The sequence below is a fragment of the Legionella anisa genome (genome assembly GCF_001467525.1).
In the GTDB taxonomy this organism is placed as follows: domain Bacteria; phylum Pseudomonadota; class Gammaproteobacteria; order Legionellales; family Legionellaceae; genus Legionella; species Legionella anisa.
In genome coordinates this window covers 35068-53137 of the sequence record NZ_LNXS01000001.1, presented here as the reverse complement: position 1 = coordinate 53137, position 18070 = coordinate 35068, and the positions used below count along the sequence as shown (strand labels likewise).

Sequence of the window (18070 nt, the reverse complement as noted above, 5' to 3'; positions counted from 1 at the left end):
ACCTCACTAAGGTGAAAAATTTTAATTTTCCTAAAAGGGGGCTTAGGCTCCAGAACAAGTTCTATGGTGCAAAAACAACCTTAAATAATCATAGATTGATTATTATACAGGTTTCCTGACTGTATTTTCTATAACCAATTGGGTCAGTTCGATCTTTTGAGTTATTTGTTATTCAGGATTCGGCAGCAATTTTTGCTGTTGATTTGTAGGGTCTGTTCACGAATTAAGGGCTATTAAAGCTTTCTTTGCGTCTCGATAACCAGCAGCGATTCTTTTTTTGATTGTATTAGAAGAAAAATCAAAGGGTGCGCTTACATTTTCGGGGTCCTTATTTTCAATATAAAGAATATTTTCAATGTACTTGTAATTGATTAGACGTTGATATCCTGGTAACTTTTTGATGGGGCTATTAGGAGGTATAACTTTATCAATTTCATTGATTACTTCGATGTATTCATTAATTTTTTCCGTTAAGTCTTTATTAAATCGGATCTTATTGGAAAACTGAATTTCAAAAATTCTGTCAAAAACGTCAGCCATATTAGCAGGTATTTTACCTTGGCTGGGGAAAAGATTGACGACAATAATTTGCTTTTTTACCGCGGGATCAGGATCAAGACATTCTAAAACAGGGGAGAGCGGTGTGTTTTCAAATAAGCCTCCATCCCAATAATATGTTTTTTTTATCATGGTCATAGGAAAACCAGGAGGTAAGCTGCCGCTTGCCAAAACATGCAAAGGGGTAATTTCTGTTCGATCATTACCTTGATTTGTAAACGTTTTTACCTTTCCAGTTTCAATATCTGTTGCAGTAAGAATTAAACGCGTAGAGGTATTATTTACCTTTTTAAAGTCAATATACTTTTCTAATAACTGTTCTAAGGGCTTAGTAAAATAGAAACTAGTCCAATCTGTTACATTCCAATAGTCAGTTCGTGGATAAAAAAAGGATGGATTACCAAATAAAGCCAAATAAGAACTCAATTTATCATTTAGAAAAGGAGATGAAAAAATCGTAAACTCTTCCCACATTGCCTCAAGAGTCGCGATGGGATCATCTTTAGATCCGACAAGGGCTACAGCATTAATAGCACCTATAGAAACTCCTGAAACAATATCAAGTGAAAATTGAGGATTTTCATAAAGACGTTTTAAGGCACCGAACTCATAAGCCCCTAGCGCCCCGCCTCCTTGCAGCACCATCCCTGTTTGTTTCATGTTTTCCATCTTAATATTGGTTGATTGCATCTTTAAGTATAGATTACTTTGCTCTGCTCTTTAAATTCGATGGCGCAGAATTATCTGTACTTCATTTTCCAAGCCTATGATTCTCTTCCAAAAATCCTCTTATTTTAGTTGTTCAGCATTCCTTAATGTATTGGTTGCTATAATTATAACCAATAGGTCAAATAAAAAAGCCAAATGGTAATTATTATTCAGTCTCGATGAATGATGGAGCAAGAGTATGACAATTTTTGTAAATGGTGTCTCATTTGAAGATTTAAATTCTGTATTTGAGTATTTGGATCGTGAATATGAAAATAAAGATGAATCTGAACCCTTACTCTCTTTAACTGTTCGTTGTACTGAGGTGCTAGAAGAAGATGAATTTGCCCAGTTACTGGCATTTGTTATTAAAAAACAAAAAGTTGCTTTTCAAATAAACGTGCAAAAAGAAGACCAGGGGGTTTTGACTCCGCAAGTTGAGCAAAACAAACTTCTTACCGATGCCTATATAGTTGCCAAAAGAACGATATTCAGCCAAAAACACCCCGATCCAAAAGATCAAGTAAAAGGGAAAGAGCCTGCTGAAAAAAGCCTTCGTAAAGCCAAGATAGATTTAGTTAGGGGGGTAAAAGAGAGCGGCATACAAATTCAGCAACAACAGCAACAACAGCAACAACAGCAACAACAAACAGTTCAACAAACTACGAATCGGAAGTCTCGTGAAAAACGAGAGCGCGCGAATCTCGACCTTGTTGTTAAAGCTCAAAGCGACGAAAATCCTCATGGTGAGTTGATAACTCAAGCTAATATTGAGGAAAAACTAAGAGATTTTACCAATCAAGTTTATCCTGGCCAAAATATTGATTTGAATAAAATATGGACTAATCTGGTAGGTCAAGGTGCTGAGAAAGCTCAAAAGAAACAACGTATTGAGGCTGTAGAAAGAGAGGCAATGGAGGCGATTATTCGCCACCATACTGAATTTAGTTATGGATTGGTCTTTGACAATTTACCTTCAGGTTTTTATATAGAAAAACAAGGCGATGAAACCCAAATATTACGCTATAGTCCTGCCCCTCAATATCAAAATGTTACTAATCCGCTCACGTTGAAACTGACTGAACCTGTTGAACCAACTGGTTCACATCAGCAGTTTATTCTGCAGCTTCTTGCTGGAAAAAACCTCCCGCCAGCTTACATAAATTCTGCATTGAATGGCAAAAATTCAGAGTTTAATAAGGCATACCCAAATGCGAAGGATTACAAAAAACGCTTCGCAGAATTAACGGGTGCTACTCCATCAAAAATAAAGGGGGCATTCCAGTTTTTCTTAGCTGAATTAGTAGGCAATGATCCGCAACGCTTGGAAATGATTAAAAGTTGGCTCAGTTCATTTAATTTTAGTGATAAACAGTACCAGGGACTTGCCAGGGTACTAATAAATAGCGGTGATAAGGGCATATTAAAATTTTTGCAGCAAATGTCCATTCTCAAAGATAAAGAGATATTTGCAACATTTGATAAAGTTTTTCTGCAAAACAACTTTAATTATGACGCTTTGCTTACTGAGCATGGCCTGAAAAATTTAGAAAAAATGGCCAATTTGACTGGGCCACAATTGACTTGGTGGGAATCCCTTATAACAGAACATCAAAAAGCAGGAGCCCCTACCGATTTTAATGAGTTGTTCGAAGCATACAGTTATTTTCTCGAAGAGGTCGATAAATTAGGACTTAAAAAACTCCCACTTTCTTGTCCTATCAAGAATTTTGGAAATATGAAGCCAGCGTTAGATAGAGCATTAACTATTCTTCGTAATGCAAGTGATAGAGAGGAGCAATTAGCTTGCTTGGAAGGCTTGGATTATGGTCTTTATGGTGCTTATCATGCCAGTCAATATGATGGTTATAAGTTAGTAGCCAAGGAAATGGGAATAAAACCAGAAAATGAGGGTGATCGTTTAAAGTATCCATTTAGAGATGCGACCCAGTTTTTCCAAGCGGTAACGTTCACTTTCAATGCTGAAGATTTTGATTATAGAAAATCGCTTGAATTTTTTTATCGCTCTATTGGTCAACAAGAATGGGCTTTTTCATTAGATACTTATAAAGAAATTGTACAAGTAATTGATGAAAATACGGCATTTCTACAAGGAGGAGCATCGCCAGAGATAAATAAGGGGTTATTGCTTGGCGTGATTGCATTAATCACTACAGGACCTAATGCCTTAAAGAAAATCAATGATCCTGCGGCTGAAGTAAAATCCCTGCTTAAGTATATAGAAAATATGGAGGAAAATGTTAGGGTTAAATTAGTGGAGTATTTGGGTTCTTTAAAAAACACTCATTCTCAGAGTATACCCACTCCCGCTGAATTAGAAAAAATTATCGATCTTTTATCTAAAGTGGATGTCGAAGTTGGTTTTAATTTCAAGCTTAATTCGGTATTAAGTCAACTAGAAAGGTATGGAGATAAAATTTACCTAATACTTGATAATATCAAGCAACGAAAAATCATGGAAGCACAAAGTAATAATCAGATAACCCAACTACCTTTGATGCCTTTGCTCGATATTATAGCGAGACCACCCTTCCAAGAAAAACTTATAGGGAATGAGTATAATCAAATACAAGGTATATTTGAGTCAAATCCTGAAGGTATAGAAGATATGCAACGCTTTGTAGCGATGCTTTCTTTGTTAAGTGATGACCTTAAAGATCGAGAGGCCCTAAGTAACGAAATTCTTGGTTTGGCAGGACTGGCACGGTTGCCAAGGGATCAACGGGATCTATTCTTCTCAATAATGGGCGATGTAGATATTTCCAGATCCACGTCTCTGCCTTCACTTGAGAATATACGAGAAATCTTAATTGCGATAAAAGAGAGTCCTCAAGAATATAATAATCGAGAAGCTATATTAAAGTTAGTTCAAGATGTTCTTCCAGATACCAAAATTGGTAAAGAGCCAATTAATGAATCATTGGTTGGATTAGTTGGTGTTTTTCAAGATTTCTTTAAAGACATGAACTTCAATGAGCTTATTGAGAAGGCTATTACTGAAGATATAGTACCCAATTTACCAAAGCTTTTGCAAAAAAGTGCAGCAGAGATATTGAGAAATGATACTGTAGCATTTCGTACTGCAGTCAATCAATTTAAAGATTCTTTAGCAATAGAACCAGTAGACCTTGGAGTGGCATTACAAAAATTAAAAAATTTGGACGACGAAACAGCGAAACTTCTTGATTATAAGTTTGCCAAAATTAAAGTCTTACCTTTTGTACGAGGAAAAATTCTAAACCTGGCTGGGGAAGAGCATCAAGATAAACTGGGTGCGTTCTTTGAGAGAAAAACGTTAATGGTTTTACTCAAAGAAAATCTTGAAGCGCGTTTTAAGAAAAATCTAAATAGCTCAATCAAAGTATTGCAAACCGCTAATGAACCATTTAATAAGTTTCTAACAGATGCCTTAGGTGGGATCGATGATAGAAAACCAATTGATAATGCATTAAAAGAATATAGTGATCGTTTTGACATAGTTAATGGATTTGCCAATGGACTCATTCGTATTAGAAATCGTAATGAAGCGGACTATCGAAGAGTACTGGCATTAATTAACTCTCCTGCGAATCTGCCTCATTTCCAAATACCTAAGATGTTACAAATGACTCAAATCATGAGTTATTTGTTGGAACAACCTAATGTGTCGATTGAATCGCAACTCAATATTATTTTAAATGCTTTAGAGACACATAAACCCAGCATAGAAACAATTCAAAAATCTTTGGAACAAGTCAAACTTCTAGTGAAGTCAAGTGAATCGCTGGGTGTTGAAGCTTATAAAGCGTTGTTAAAAGCTTCTTTAAATCACAATTTAACGAAACCAGAACTTTTTCCACTCCGGCAAATGATAGCGCTCAAGTCCATTCCTAATATTGATGAAGAGCAATCCGAGGAATTATTTAACCGCCTTGTAAGTGTCATCGAACGCATTCCTCCACAAGTGGGAGATGAGGTTATTAGCCAATTTATAAGCACGACAACGAAGGCGATTGAGAGTAAGGTAGTAAGCACGCCGACTATAGTCCCTTTGACCACACTTTTATTAAAAAAATGTACTCATTGCAACGAGTTGGAATTGCAAACCTACATAGGATTGCTTGACAGTTTACCCGAAGATCCGCAATCACAAGCGAAATGGATTAAAATTATTACTCGTTCAACTACTGCAACCGATATAACACTCGAGCAGATTAAGTCACTGCAAGCAGGTTTAGTAAAACATGATGTATCTTTAGATCAAATTGCCAATTTATTTTCTTATCAACCTTACCCAAAATTAGATAAGCTATTGACTGCACTGGAAGATAATAAACAGGCACTTGATCAATTTATAACAAATTTTGATAAAGATCCGAAATCTGGCCGTGCTCCTACCGAAGATCCAAAAACAGGTAAAGTTAAAACCACTGAAGAAATCATTCATGATCAATTCGAGACAAACCGTATTCAATCAGTAATAACGGGGATTAAAGGTATTCTTGAAAATAAAAATCTCTCCCCGCAACAACAATATGATTTGACCCAACAAATTGTTTACATCAACGCCATTGGTAAAGATTTCCAACTTGAGATTAATGGAAAAACCTATCCCAAATTAATCGAGGCGAGTCGTGAGCAATTGCGTGAACTGTCAGATGAGTTAATCAAGCAATTACGGACTCCAGGTCATACTCCAGAAGCAGAACGCGCGATTAATTTAAAATTGATGGCAGTGATGCGTGAAATGCATTTCCGCAGTACTGGAAAATTTCCGCGAACAACGCAAATGATTACTTTGCTGCTCTCCCTGGATAATCCTGATAATTTATTAATGGAAATCAATACGGGTGAAGGAAAGAGTATCACTACAGCATTACTTGCTGCCTTACAATGGGCAAAAGCAAAAGGTGATACGGTTAATGTATGTACCGCCAATATGGGCTTGGTTGACCAAGACTACACTCAAAAAGGTGCGGTAAACTTTTTCGATAGCATGGGTATTCCATCGGCTATTGTGCGTTCTGACTCACCTGCTGGAACTTATAAAGTTGGCGGTATTAACTATTCGAACGTTGCTAATCTATCTTTATATCGTTCACGAGCCAAACTGGAAGGTGAATCACTCACTGCAACGGTTGATGGCCGCGAAATTGCAACTCATTTAATTCTTGATGAGTCAGATTATGTCACGTTGGAAGATAAGACACTCTTTAACTTGGCAATGGGAGTAGAGGGTAGTGGTGGCACAGAAGATAATCCTTTTTCCTGGGTGTATCCATTAATTAATGAATTTATCGATCAGGAAAAATTCCAAAATCTTAATCCAGATAAAGGAGATGTATGGACGAGATTACGTGATATTAAAGAGCTTAAAACCTTTTTGGATGAACGTGCAGGTACTGTGGAAAACAAAAAGTTATTAGCCAGTTTAGAAGATAAAAAATTTGATAATTGGTTGACTGCAGCCTGTGTCGCTAAGCGCCGAATCCCTGGTACCCATTATATTATTCAAGAGGAAAAACGGAATATAAATGGAGAAGAAAAAAAAGTATATACCGTTGTACCCTTAATTAATACAGTACCACAGATTGGCGCTATTTTTTCTAATAGTGAACAACAATTCCTCCAGGCTCGTTTACAAAAAGAAGATACAAAAGGGCGTCTATTCCCGATTGATCCAGAAATGTTATTTGTTGCAAGTGAGTCAGCCAAGGATTTCATTGATGCTCATCGTGAGCGAGGTAGGATTATCGGTATTTCAGGTACTGTAGGTGTGCCTCATGAATTAATGGAACAACAGGTTAAATATGGCTTAAAGGCGATTAGTATTCCTCCTCATGAAAAAAATCTTCGCGAAGAATTAAAAACCCGTGTCACCAAATCAAAAACGGCTCAAGTAGATGAAATTAAGAAACACTATAATTCGCTTATAAAAACAAATAGTGAACAAACACAACCTGTATTAATGATTTGTAAAGACATTAACCAGGCTCGTGACTTATATAACAAATTAGGTTCTCCTGCAGGGCAAATTGAGGGAAAAGAACTACAAATAATTACAGGTGAGGAATCTGAAGAAGAACGTCAACGGATGATTGAAAAAGCAGGTCAACCTAATGTCTTTACGATTTCCACGTCGTTACTTGGTAGAGGGACAGATATCGATCCAAAACATGACGATGGCTTATTTGTTATTCAGGCTTATCTTGATACTGAGCGTAATACACGCCAAATCATTGGTCGAGCAGCACGTAATGGAAAAGTGGGTCAATATGTTGCTATCTATGATGAAAATGATATACCCCATAGGCAACAATTTGGTTCGCTGATGAAAATGTCTTCTGCTGAACGGGCAAAAACGCTGAAAAAAATTCAAAAAATAATGAATCAAGAAGCTGCTGTTGAACGACACTTTATCCAGGAAGTTGCTATGATTCAACAGGTTGCCATGAAGCAATTTGATGAGTGGCAAGGATTTCTGAATCATTTACATAGTGAGCCAGAGCGTAAAGAGCTTAAAAAATCACTCTTATTGATGCGCGAGGGATTGATCACAGAACTCACTGAACAATGGCGATTGAGACTTGAAGAGTCTGATCCAAAGAAAGCATATCCTAATCCTTATATTCGTCGAGATCCTAAAGGAAAATTGATCACTCAAGATCTTAATGCAGCATTAAAAAGTTTTGAAGTGGATGCGGCAAGGATTTGGGCTGAGACTCGAGTTAAATTAAGCGGAAAAACGGAGAATAAGCTCAATGTGCCTGTTGAACAATTGCGTGCAGAATATATGCTCAAGATTGATTTTTCTGAGCAATTAAAGCTAAGTAAATTGAATGCGCGTGAAGAAAGAAAAGCAGCTGCCAAGGAACAGGAACTTGCCTTAAGACGTATAGAGTCCGGTTTGGATCCGGATGCTGCCGTATTGCGCTTTGGTGGAACCGATGGTGTACCCCTGGAAATGCAGCAACGCTCTGCGTGGACACAATTAAAGTTAATTGCAAATAATTTCAATGATGTGACTGAGCGAACCTCTTTAAAGGATACAATTAGCCTTCCTTTATTGGAAGGGGAGAAGGCGGAAAGTAATGAGCGCTTAGAAGAGACATTTACTCAATTTGCTAAAGCTTTTCAGGATCTTAAAGCACAAGGATCTCTAAGTGAACAAAATCGCATGCAGCCGGTAGTGGTCGAGTTTCTTGCTGTTTATAATCAGGTTAAGGGGCTTTTTTCTCATGAAGTGGATCATGAAGTGAATGGGCCCGGAGAGGATGTTGAGGAACAATCACTACCTAGAATAATGAACCAATTGCAAACTGATTATATTGATACAGTGGCGAATCAACTTGCTAAAGATTTGGAGCAAACGTTTTCTTGGGCGAAAGAGAAAGGATTCTTCTATTTTATAGAGCGGACTGCTGTTAAAAAAGCAGTGGCAGAAATCCTCAATGTTACTAAAGAACTTGAAGAGGCAAAGGAACCTGCGGAAAAACAGGATAAAATAAAAGAACTTTATCGATTATTACAAAAGCACCAAGCCAAATTGGAGGATTTGTGGATTCCTTCTTTCGGTCATAAAAATACACGTGATCTTATTAAAAATACCATAAGGACTTTTGATGACTTGGCTCGGGTCGCAGATTTGCCTCCAACGTTTAGAGCTGAATGCCGTGAAGAAGCTTTATTTGATGTACATTATGAGAAGTATTCATCACTTATTGCTGAAACGGACAAAAAAATACAGCAGAAATATCCTGAAAAAGACCAAACTGATGCAGCTAAAAAAGCGAGAGCAGAGTGGCGAGCAATTAAAGCAGAAATAGAAGATATTCATACAAATAATAAAAGTTTGTATGCATTTTCCGAGATCGATCAATGTCTTGCTCGCCATAAAAGGATATTACAACATAATGGCTCATCACTTCTTAAGTTCTTACAAGAATTAATCTATAAGTTACTTTCTAAATCAGAAGAGGTAAGCGAGCAATATCCAGAGTTGATGGATAACAGTCGCTATCTATCGAAGAAAGCGGAGCAAGTTCAAACAACGTTAAACGGACTCCAAGATGTTGACAGTGTAAAACATGTTTCAATTAAGCATGGCCATACCGGCTTTAGCGAATATTTTGATTTAGTCATTGAGGGAGCGGGCAAGGAAGAGGTATTTACAGGCTTTACTCGTTATAATACTCAGTTAGATAGCTTAGTAGCACAACATCAATCGAAAAGAGATGAAATGCATATTTTGCGAGAAAAACATGCTGGTCTCCATACGTACATTGAAACAAAAATTTCAAGACCAATTACTGGGGAACAACGTGTACTTCCAATTGGAGAAGGATTGCCGGAACAATTTAATGAGACAGTCACAAAAATTAACACTCATATCAATTTATTAAATAGCGACGGTGTTTTAAATGATAATGAATCGTTTCGGGCCGAAGTAAGAGGGCATATTAGCAATCGTACATTAGTTAGTGGTTTAACCGCACAAAATTACCCTGGAGCTCTACAAAACTGTACTGATGAAACAACCAAGCGGGTTTTTGAAGAATATTTCAAAAATTTCAGTGACAATACAAAATTGGTGCAGAAGTTAGAAAAAACGAAAACAACATTACTGACACAGCTTGAGGAAGCTGAAAAAGCAAAGGACAAAAAAGAGAAAGGTGGATTTATCAATTTTCTTTCCACTTTAGTTAGTGACGACCCCGAAAAAGTCAAGCTTAAAATTGAAGAAAATGCGAAAGCTTTGAATGCTGCTCGAGGTAAAGTGAATTTAGATCTTCTAAAGGAAACGGAAATAGATCGATTAGATAAGCTGGCTAGATCGACATTTAAAGAACAATTAACCGGGGAGCTCACTTCATTGCATGAGCAATTAGGCGAACATCGAGGAGAGATAGCGCAAGCCATTGAAGTACTCAATCCACAAATCGATTACTTAGACAAAATGATCCTTGAAGAAAAGGGCAAAAGTAGTGTTATGATGCGACGTTTTGAAGATTTTGATGAACTTTTAGCATATGAAGCAACACTGAAAGCAATGCCTAAGAAAGTGATACAAGAAGAAGTAAGACTTAATGTAGAACATGAGGGGGCATTAGAAGATGAAGTCCACCCAGTTGGAGGATTGGTCCAAAGTCAAACTTTCTAACATTCAAATGCAAATTTTGTTTCTAGGTCTTCGAAGTGGGTAATAAAGCAAATGCCTACTTCGGTATCCGAAGTAGGGCTTAGACGAGCGTTGGGTTTTAGGAGTTTATCAATTAGGGTTGTGGCTTGAGATAACGGTCAAAAAACTCAGGTAAGTCTTTTAATACCTGTACTCTTGCTGCCTCATTAAAACCAATATGATAATGTTCTCCTTTTTCATCAATGACTTCTTTTGAAGCAGGAAACTCAAAGTTATCAAATCCATGCAAGGCGTCTGAATAAATTTGAATGGAAACATTTTGATGGTTATCAGTGCTTCGATTGACTAAATGAATGCAATCTTGCGTTGTTGATCGATCATCATTATCGCCAATAAATATTTTTGTGTTTGCTCTGAGTTGTGTTCCTTTGTCGAGCCTATGGCATACACCGTAAAAAGAAGCTGCTGCCTTAAAGGAGATTTGTTGATAAGGTTTGGGATCGTGTTGTACGGACTCCATGACATTCAGTACATCGAAACCTCCCATGGAAAATCCTAAAATTCCTATGCGGTCAGGATCAACAAATTGAAGTTGGCTAAGGTATTCATAGGCTGGCAGGACATCATCAAGTTGTGCTTGCGTGGCTTTTTCCCAGCCCACTGACCGACGATCTTCCCAGCCTCTGGGTTTAAAGCTATCAATTATAAATACCACATATCCATGTTCTTTTAATCGGGTGGCCCAATCATAATTGACTTTTTCAATGCCCGTGCTGGCATGTAACAATAAAATAGCAGGGGCTTTGGTGGGGGCATCAGGAATATAAAGGCTGTGATGCGGATCATTGGGATTAAAGACATAATCTGTATCTTCTGCCAATACGTTGGTACAGACCGTGAATAAAGCAAATAAAATAAAGAATATTTGGGGATAGTAAAACATATTTTTAATTCCTTGATTTAAAGGGTTCAATTCATAATTTAGGGATAAAATAAGTGAAAATCCCCATTGTTTAATAAAGCGGTTATTGTTTGATAATCCAAAGTATTCGCTGTTTGGCACGCGTTTTGGAATTTCAAGCCAATGGCAGAAGCCAGAGCGGACCAGGAAGAAGGTTTGAAGTTGTACTGGGTAATGTAGCCTTTTTCATAAAGGTTTGTGGTCACAAAATAATCATAACCTCGTGCTGTATTGTCAGGATTCCAAATCATCTCTTCGCCTGGGGATGTAGTGAGAATGATATGTTGTGCATCTGCAATTTCCTTTTCAAGGTTGTACGTATCTATGCCATAGGTGGATAGCAGTACTTGCACTTGATATTGCGTGAGTAATTCATGCGTCAAACTTTTGAGTTTATCCTGATTGGACTCTGTGTCCAGATAAACAATATCGGGGTCGTAAACTTGATTGCCAATCAAAAGGCCGCCTCCTTTGATGACCGTACTTTTCCAATATTCATAGCCTCTAAGCATTTCACGACCTTTGGAACCCTCTTTTCCTGTCAATGGTAAAGCGACACCCATGCGCAGTTTTTTATGTGTACTGGAAGTAAATTCAGGAATAAATGCTAAACCATTAGGGCCAGCATGGGTAGGAATAGAGGTAAATTCAAAGGTATGCAAATCGATTTTAGACAGATGCTTGTCTGTAGCATTGGATACATAAGCATATTGCCCTTCTGGGCTAACTAAAACATTAATAGGATTCAAGCCAGTGACTAACCGTTTTATAACTTGACCCGAATCAACATCAATCACCGCAACTTGATGATCAAAAGGGGCTGGCGCTAATACATATTTTTGATCCGGCGTAATATCTGAGTAAAGAATTGGGCCCAGATTTAAATGATTCAATTGTTTTTTAATGGCGAGAGTCGCCGGATCAATAAAGACGATGATTCACAGCCGACACCATCAAAGAACGATTATCTGGTGTATATTTTAGACCACGTACTGCTGAGGGTAATGTTAGGCTTCCTGTAATTGCTCCCGAATCAGGATCGATTCGGATGACGCCGTCTTTTCCCGCCATTAGCCATAAGGTTTTTCCATCTTTGGAAAAAAACAGGTTATGCGTATGAGGACTCACTTCAATTTTTTTGACAATGGTTTTGCTCTCCACATCAAAAACAAGAATTTTGCCACCTTTTTCTACGTTAACATAAAGTTGTTTCTCAAAAGGAGGACGTAATTTAACGCCATGGGGAGCACTATCAATGTCTGAGTATGCTTTGTTTTCTAATGATTCAAAAGTAAACAGTCGGTATTTCTCCACCTGATTTGGCAGATCGATGACAGAGATTGATACGCCGGGTACACCAGAGCCACTATCGTAGTCTCTGATACCAAAATTGCTGACATAAGCTGTTTTTCCATCTTGTGTAACAGCGATTTCATGGGGGAGAAAAGCAAGTTTCAGACTGCCCTGTCTTGTACCTGTATCGGGATTGTAGAAACTGATACGGTCTGCATTTTCTTCAACAACCGCTAAAGTTGATTTGGGGGAAAGGGAATAGGTGACGTCATTGAAAATCCCTAAGAAAATAAATAGCATGCAGCTTTTTTTGAGCATAATTAAATCCCTTTATAAATAAATAGTATGGCCATAATATTAATTGAATATAATCTTGTCAATATATATAGGCACCTATATATTATTCGAAAAGGAGAGGTCTATGACATTTAATTTGAATGAACATACTGGTGTATTAATTAAAAAAGCAGCACGTTTATTTGAACGTGTTTCAAATCTTAATCTTGAAAAACTTGGTGTAACCTATAGTCAGACCATTTTTCTGGTGCGTTTATGGGAAAGAGACGGTCAGACGCAAATGGAACTTACAAAAAGTGCGGGACTTAAACAACCTACCGTCGTTGGTATTCTTGATAAGATGGAACGAGACCAACTTGTTCTCCGTGTACGCAATGAACAGGACAAACGTTATTATCATTTTTTTCTTACTGAAAAAGCAAAAAAAGCATGCCGTGAATTAGAAAAGCAGGGGATATTGATGCAAAACCTGTCCATTGGCAATTTACCTGATAAAGAAGTAAAGAAGCTAAATGAAAATCTGTTACATATCATAGAAAATCTGGAACGATTTATTGAGAACATTCAGGATTAACGCCAATTTTCTTTGATTTTATTTTATCTCAAAAATTCCTTTATTTAGGTAACGTCCCTAAAGTTTTTGTGGATTACCCCGCTTTAATCTAGGTACATAATTTTAAGCTTACTTCGATCTGCTCCCTCTCCCGCGCAAGAAATTTGAATAGTATGATAATGCCTTTTCGCGGGAGAGGGTTGGGGAGAGGGGCTGTCAAGTAGTTTTCCCTTCCATATTGATCTCCGTTAATGCATGCAAAATGACCTCTATGACCGACTCTGTCTGCTGGAGTACTTCATTGTTCCAAAAGCGCAGCACTTTGAATCCGTGCGCATTTAACCAGGCTGTTCGAGACATATCGTAACTTTGGTTATCAAGATGCTGGCCACCATCAAGCTCAACAATTAAGCGCTTTTCCAAGCAGACAAAGTCGACAATGTATGCTCCTATTGGAACTTGTCGTTTGAATTTAAATCCAAGTCGGTTTGCTCTAAGGTAATACCATAGATGTTTCTCTGAATTAGTGCTTTGTTTTCGCAAAGCTTTTGCATGTTGTCTCAGTATCGATTTGTCCAACTCCCTCTCCCCAACCCTCTTCCAGCGAAAAGGCATTATCATACTATTCAAATTTCTTGCGCGGGAGAGGGAGCAGATCGAAGTAAGCTTAAAATTACGTGCATAGATTAAAGCTGGGAATCCACAAAAACTTTAGGGACATTACCTAATTTTATCCTCATGAATAATCATCAATTAATACATAAAAATGGTACCATTTTTGACTTTAATCGAGAGAGAGATGCCTTATGAATTGTGCAACGTCTTGCTACTCATACTGGGTATGTCTTCTGCATCAATATCCAAAATATTCAATTAAAAAAGGGCAACTAATGAAAAAAATCCCCACGATCAAATAAAATAAAAATTGATCTTGAATCCGCCTTTGCTCTTTTTCTTTTGGACGTAGTATAAAAAATGCAATAAAAAGAAAGACAATACCAATTATTATGCTTAAAATTTGCGCGTATAAAAATACGCACGTAAAGTACTGCGGAGTTGTCTGCACAACATGTTCTTCTCCCAGAATAACTTGAACTGCAGTAGTAAGTAAATTCATTTTTTTAGTATAAAGAACTATTTTTTATTATCCTCGCTCCATTTGACTAAGATTTCAAGTATGAGAGCAAATCATATTATTTTTTAATAGAATGTTTTGATAAGTTGGGGATGAATTCAACGACAGCTGAATAATTGTTAAAAAAATACCCATAATTGTTGATATTTTTCCTATCAGAATATAAAATGTTCTTTTTATTGGCAAATTTTATATTTTAAATCTTATGAAAATTTTTTTAGTAGGGGGCGCAGTACGTGACACATTACGTAACGTTCTCCCCAAAGATAATGATTGGGTTGTTGTGGGTGCAACCTGGGACGAAATGCTAAAACTGGGATATAAACCAGTACGTAGTGGTCAAGAAGGAAAAGATATTCCTGTATTTTTACATCCCGAAACTCAAGAAGAATATGCCCTTGCTCGATGCGAAAAGCGAACCGGAAGTGGACATACTGGTTTTGAGTTTGATATCTCTCCGACAATTACTTTAATTGATGATTTAAGTCGGCGAGATTTGACGATAAATGCCATGGCTTTACCATTTGAAGAAGGAAAGCTGGGTGAATTGATTGATCCTTATAATGGAAAAGCTGATTTGGAGCGCCATATATTACGGCATGTATCGCCAACATTTGTTGAAGACCCTCTTCGATTAGTACGTACTGCACGTTTTGCCGCGTGCTTAGGCTTTCAAGTAGCTCCAGAAACGATGCTGCTTATGAAGCAGATGGTTGCGGAACGGAAAGTCTGTGAACTGAGCTCTGAGCAACTTTGGAAGGAACTGGAACGTGCACTTATGGGAGCATATCCGGAAAATTTCTTCGACGTGCTGAAACAATGTGGTGCAGACAGTATTTTATTCCCCAATATGGATATATCAGACTCCAGTATTAAAGCGTTGCAACGGGCCGCTGATCATAAAGATTCAGCGTATGTTCGCTTCGCTGTTTTGATGCACAACCAGTCTCAAAATGAAATAAGTGCGTTTTGCAAACAATTCAACATACCCAATCAATACCGTGACTTAGCCTTATTAACAAATAAACATTTGACGCAATTTCGACGTGTTCCTGAACTGAATGCAGGAGAGTTATTGGATTTATTGACAAACATCGGCGCGTTCCATAATAAAGAGCGTTTTGACAATTGCTTGCGTATTTTTGAGCTGAGTACCCAAGAGCCGTCGTATATAGAACACGTACGCAATGCCTTTCAAGCAGCAAAATCCATTAACACCAAAGAACTTGCTTCGAAATACATCGGTCATGAACTCAATAGAAAAATTAAAGGATTACGTATTGAAGCGATCCAACAATGTATGAATAGCTCGGACGAGTGTCGTTTGACTGCTTACTAAAAACTCCTAGTTGCAAGCAACTAGGTTGCTTGTTTGCAAGTAATCCAGCAATACGTGTTATGAAGAAAAAAAGCTGTCGCTATTATTCCAGGATTTAAATTACCAATCTCATCAGGCTATACTTAAAATAACTCATTAAAAATAACATAATAATGGCACGAATTCTGGTTTTACAACATTCTCCTTATGAACCATTGGGTATCATTATTCATACCTTAAGAAGGATGAAGTTGCGTATTCGCTATGTCAATTTTGCCAGGGATCCTTATCAGCGGGTAGATGTGAATCGCTATCATGGCATTGTTGTCCTTGGTGGCGCCATGCATCCTAATGAACTTGATTTGTACCCACATCTAATTCACGAAATAGAATTATTGCAGGTAGCAATTGCTAAAGAAGTGCCCATATTAGGCATTTGCTTAGGCTCCCAACTGTTGAATATAGCCTTGGGTGGGAGCTGTTATGTTTTAGACAAACCTGAATTTGGATGGACACGAGTAGATAGATGTGGTGAACATGATTTATTCGGATTGTTTGATCTTCCAATCTATGTTTTTCAATGGCATCAATTTGCAAATCAGACAGCCCCAGGTATTGATGTTCTTTTAGAAAACAGTCAGTGTGTGCAAGCCTTTTGTCATCATAATAGTGTGGGACTCCAATTTCATTTGGAAGTCGATGCTCATTTGATTCAACGGTGGCTCGAACATCCAGATTATTTAGAGCATCTACGTCGTTATCTTCAACCCGAAGATATTCATGCGATTCATGCAGAGACCAAACTGCATTTACCTAAGTCAATGACCATAGCGAAACATTTTTTTGCTAATTTTTGCCACTTGTTTAACAAGAAATCCTATGCTTTATCGTCTTGGACGGCAGGAAGGGATTTATTTTAAGTTTGGTGAGCAAAGAGCTACGGAAATCTCTCCTCAATCGGTTCCTTCTTAGAATGGATCACATGCAACAAAATCCCATAAAAGCTCAACTTTTATCCTTTTGAATATCGAAAAATCTGTATCTCGTAGGTTTTTGTAATTTCTTTGGCAAGGATATCAGAGTAGTGCTCTGAAACATCTGTAAAGCCGTCGAGACAAGCAACAGTTGGATCGTTAAGAAAATTCCGGACTACAAGTGTCGCAGATTCAGAAAGTTGAGAGGCAATCCGAGCAAGATAGCTCTTAGCCATTTCATTCGGAAAATAGGAGGGCGCATTTGAAAATGAAATAAACCCGCTCTTATTTTCACTCCTCTCCAGATTTGAAATGATATCCTCCTGGGCGTAACTGACTTTAGTGTGTAAGAGTGCATTTTTTGCCTGATGAAATAGGATTGGGTCACATTCTGCTGGAAGTGCTTCTGAGAAAACAATTTCTCCAAAGAAGATCAATTGGAGCATGTAATTTTCTCTTGCCAAAGTATTTAGAAACATCTGATCGAAACACTTCTTGTATGTATAATAGAAACTGATTTTGGGGTCTACCTGGGGAAATATGCCTGGCTTTATTTTCCAGGTGATTGCCATTAATGCAGCATAAATTCGCAAAAAAAAGTACCATGCTCTTTTGGGAAATTTATGAGTATAGTAATTCCTTTGTTCCTCCAGAGTTTTGCAGTCAAAAATTTTTAATCCCTTTTTTCCTACGAATTTGCGAATAACTCTACTGAATTTACGGACGGTTTGTTCCCATTTTCCAGAATAAAGAAGCGAACTCCAGGAGAGGTTTTCAAACACGTTTAAAAAATATTCCCGGGTGGATGGATGCAATGTGATTAACTTCTTAAAAAGATCTTCTCGAGTTTGAGCCGAACTGTTTGAAGTTGGATAACCTAGAAATTGAATAAATTCATTGTGTTCCAAGTGTTTCACACTTTCAATTCTTAGTTCGGTCAGATAAAGTTGCTCTAAAGAGAGGTCCACACAAACGAGCTCTTGAGGCGATTTGGCTAAAAGAGGAATGATTCTGCTTCCGCTTCCCGCAATCGCGATGACTCTCTCTGTATGGTGAGAAAGAAGCTCCGATTCGACAATTGAATCTTCATTAGCTAATGTATATACCAACCCGTTAAAGTGTGCTTGCCCCATA

General features: G+C 37.6%; 10 protein-coding genes. 4 read left to right on the top strand and 6 right to left on the bottom strand.

From position 1 onward, the window contains the following. Positions 1-216 precede the first annotated feature (216 nt). On the bottom strand, positions 217-1218 hold the full coding sequence (locus Lani_RS00210) for a patatin-like phospholipase family protein (protein ID WP_040522433.1): 1002 nt from the start codon (positions 1216-1218) through the stop codon (positions 217-219). Between the two features lie 247 nt (positions 1219-1465). Here Lani_RS00210 and Lani_RS00205 point away from each other — a divergent pair, with 247 nt between their 5' ends. Next, a complete protein-coding gene (locus Lani_RS00205; protein WP_058388345.1) occupies positions 1466-10426 on the top strand; it encodes a hypothetical protein in 8961 nt (2986 codons plus the stop codon). A 112-nt stretch (positions 10427-10538) separates the two neighbouring features. Here the strand turns inward: Lani_RS00205 and Lani_RS00200 are convergent, their stop codons facing one another. The 3 genes from Lani_RS00200 to Lani_RS00190 are packed head-to-tail and all read right to left on the bottom strand — an operon-like array spanning position 10539 to position 12977. Next, the gene (locus tag Lani_RS00200) at positions 10539-11348 is read right to left on the bottom strand and encodes a dienelactone hydrolase family protein (protein ID WP_019233322.1); all 810 of its coding nucleotides are present in this window, start codon (positions 11346-11348) and stop codon (positions 10539-10541) included. 38 nt (positions 11349-11386) lie between these two features. Then, on the bottom strand, positions 11387-12259 hold the full coding sequence (locus Lani_RS00195; RefSeq protein WP_019233323.1) for a hypothetical protein: 873 nt from the start codon (positions 12257-12259) through the stop codon (positions 11387-11389). 28 nt (positions 12260-12287) lie between these two features. Continuing rightward, positions 12288-12977: a YncE family protein gene (locus tag Lani_RS00190; protein WP_019233324.1), complete on the bottom strand. Its 690-nt coding sequence runs from the start codon at positions 12975-12977 to the stop codon at positions 12288-12290. A gap of 103 nt (positions 12978-13080) precedes the next feature. Here Lani_RS00190 and Lani_RS00185 point away from each other — a divergent pair, with 103 nt between their 5' ends. Further along, on the top strand, positions 13081-13530 hold the full coding sequence (locus tag Lani_RS00185; protein ID WP_019233325.1) for a MarR family winged helix-turn-helix transcriptional regulator: 450 nt from the start codon (positions 13081-13083) through the stop codon (positions 13528-13530). 195 nt (positions 13531-13725) lie between these two features. On the opposite strand, the gene Lani_RS00180 is transcribed toward Lani_RS00185, so the two are convergent. After that, positions 13726-14088 carry an endonuclease domain-containing protein gene (locus tag Lani_RS00180; RefSeq protein WP_081595158.1) on the bottom strand — a complete coding sequence of 121 codons (363 nt, stop codon included), beginning with the start codon at positions 14086-14088 and terminating at the stop codon, positions 13726-13728. 761 nt (positions 14089-14849) lie between these two features. Between Lani_RS00180 and Lani_RS00170 the strand changes: the two genes are divergently transcribed. Both Lani_RS00170 and Lani_RS00165 read left to right on the top strand, forming a co-directional pair. Beyond that, a complete protein-coding gene (locus Lani_RS00170; protein WP_019233328.1) occupies positions 14850-15983 on the top strand; it encodes a tRNA nucleotidyltransferase/poly(A) polymerase-related protein in 1134 nt (377 codons plus the stop codon). A 152-nt stretch (positions 15984-16135) separates the two neighbouring features. Beyond that, positions 16136-16882: a type 1 glutamine amidotransferase gene (locus Lani_RS00165; RefSeq protein WP_019233329.1), complete on the top strand. Its 747-nt coding sequence runs from the start codon at positions 16136-16138 to the stop codon at positions 16880-16882. A gap of 92 nt (positions 16883-16974) precedes the next feature. On the opposite strand, the gene Lani_RS00160 is transcribed toward Lani_RS00165, so the two are convergent. Next, positions 16975-18069, bottom strand: a complete 1095-nt coding sequence (locus tag Lani_RS00160) for a DUF3419 family protein (protein ID WP_019233330.1) — start codon at positions 18067-18069, stop codon at positions 16975-16977. Position 18070: the final 1 nt, after the last annotated feature.

Coding starts and splice junctions, on each gene's coding strand:
- Lani_RS00210 (WP_040522433.1), bottom strand. CDS start 1,218: ATGAAACAAACAGGGATGGTGCTGCAAGGAGGCGGGGCGCTAGGGGCT.
- Lani_RS00205 (WP_058388345.1), top strand. CDS start 1,466: ATGACAATTTTTGTAAATGGTGTCTCATTTGAAGATTTAAATTCTGTA.
- Lani_RS00200 (WP_019233322.1), bottom strand. CDS start 11,348: ATGTTTTACTATCCCCAAATATTCTTTATTTTATTTGCTTTATTCACG.
- Lani_RS00190 (WP_019233324.1), bottom strand. CDS start 12,977: ATGCTCAAAAAAAGCTGCATGCTATTTATTTTCTTAGGGATTTTCAAT.
- Lani_RS00185 (WP_019233325.1), top strand. CDS start 13,081: ATGACATTTAATTTGAATGAACATACTGGTGTATTAATTAAAAAAGCA.
- Lani_RS00170 (WP_019233328.1), top strand. CDS start 14,850: ATGAAAATTTTTTTAGTAGGGGGCGCAGTACGTGACACATTACGTAAC.
- Lani_RS00165 (WP_019233329.1), top strand. CDS start 16,136: ATGGCACGAATTCTGGTTTTACAACATTCTCCTTATGAACCATTGGGT.
- Lani_RS00160 (WP_019233330.1), bottom strand. CDS start 18,069: ATGGGGCAAGCACACTTTAACGGGTTGGTATATACATTAGCTAATGAA.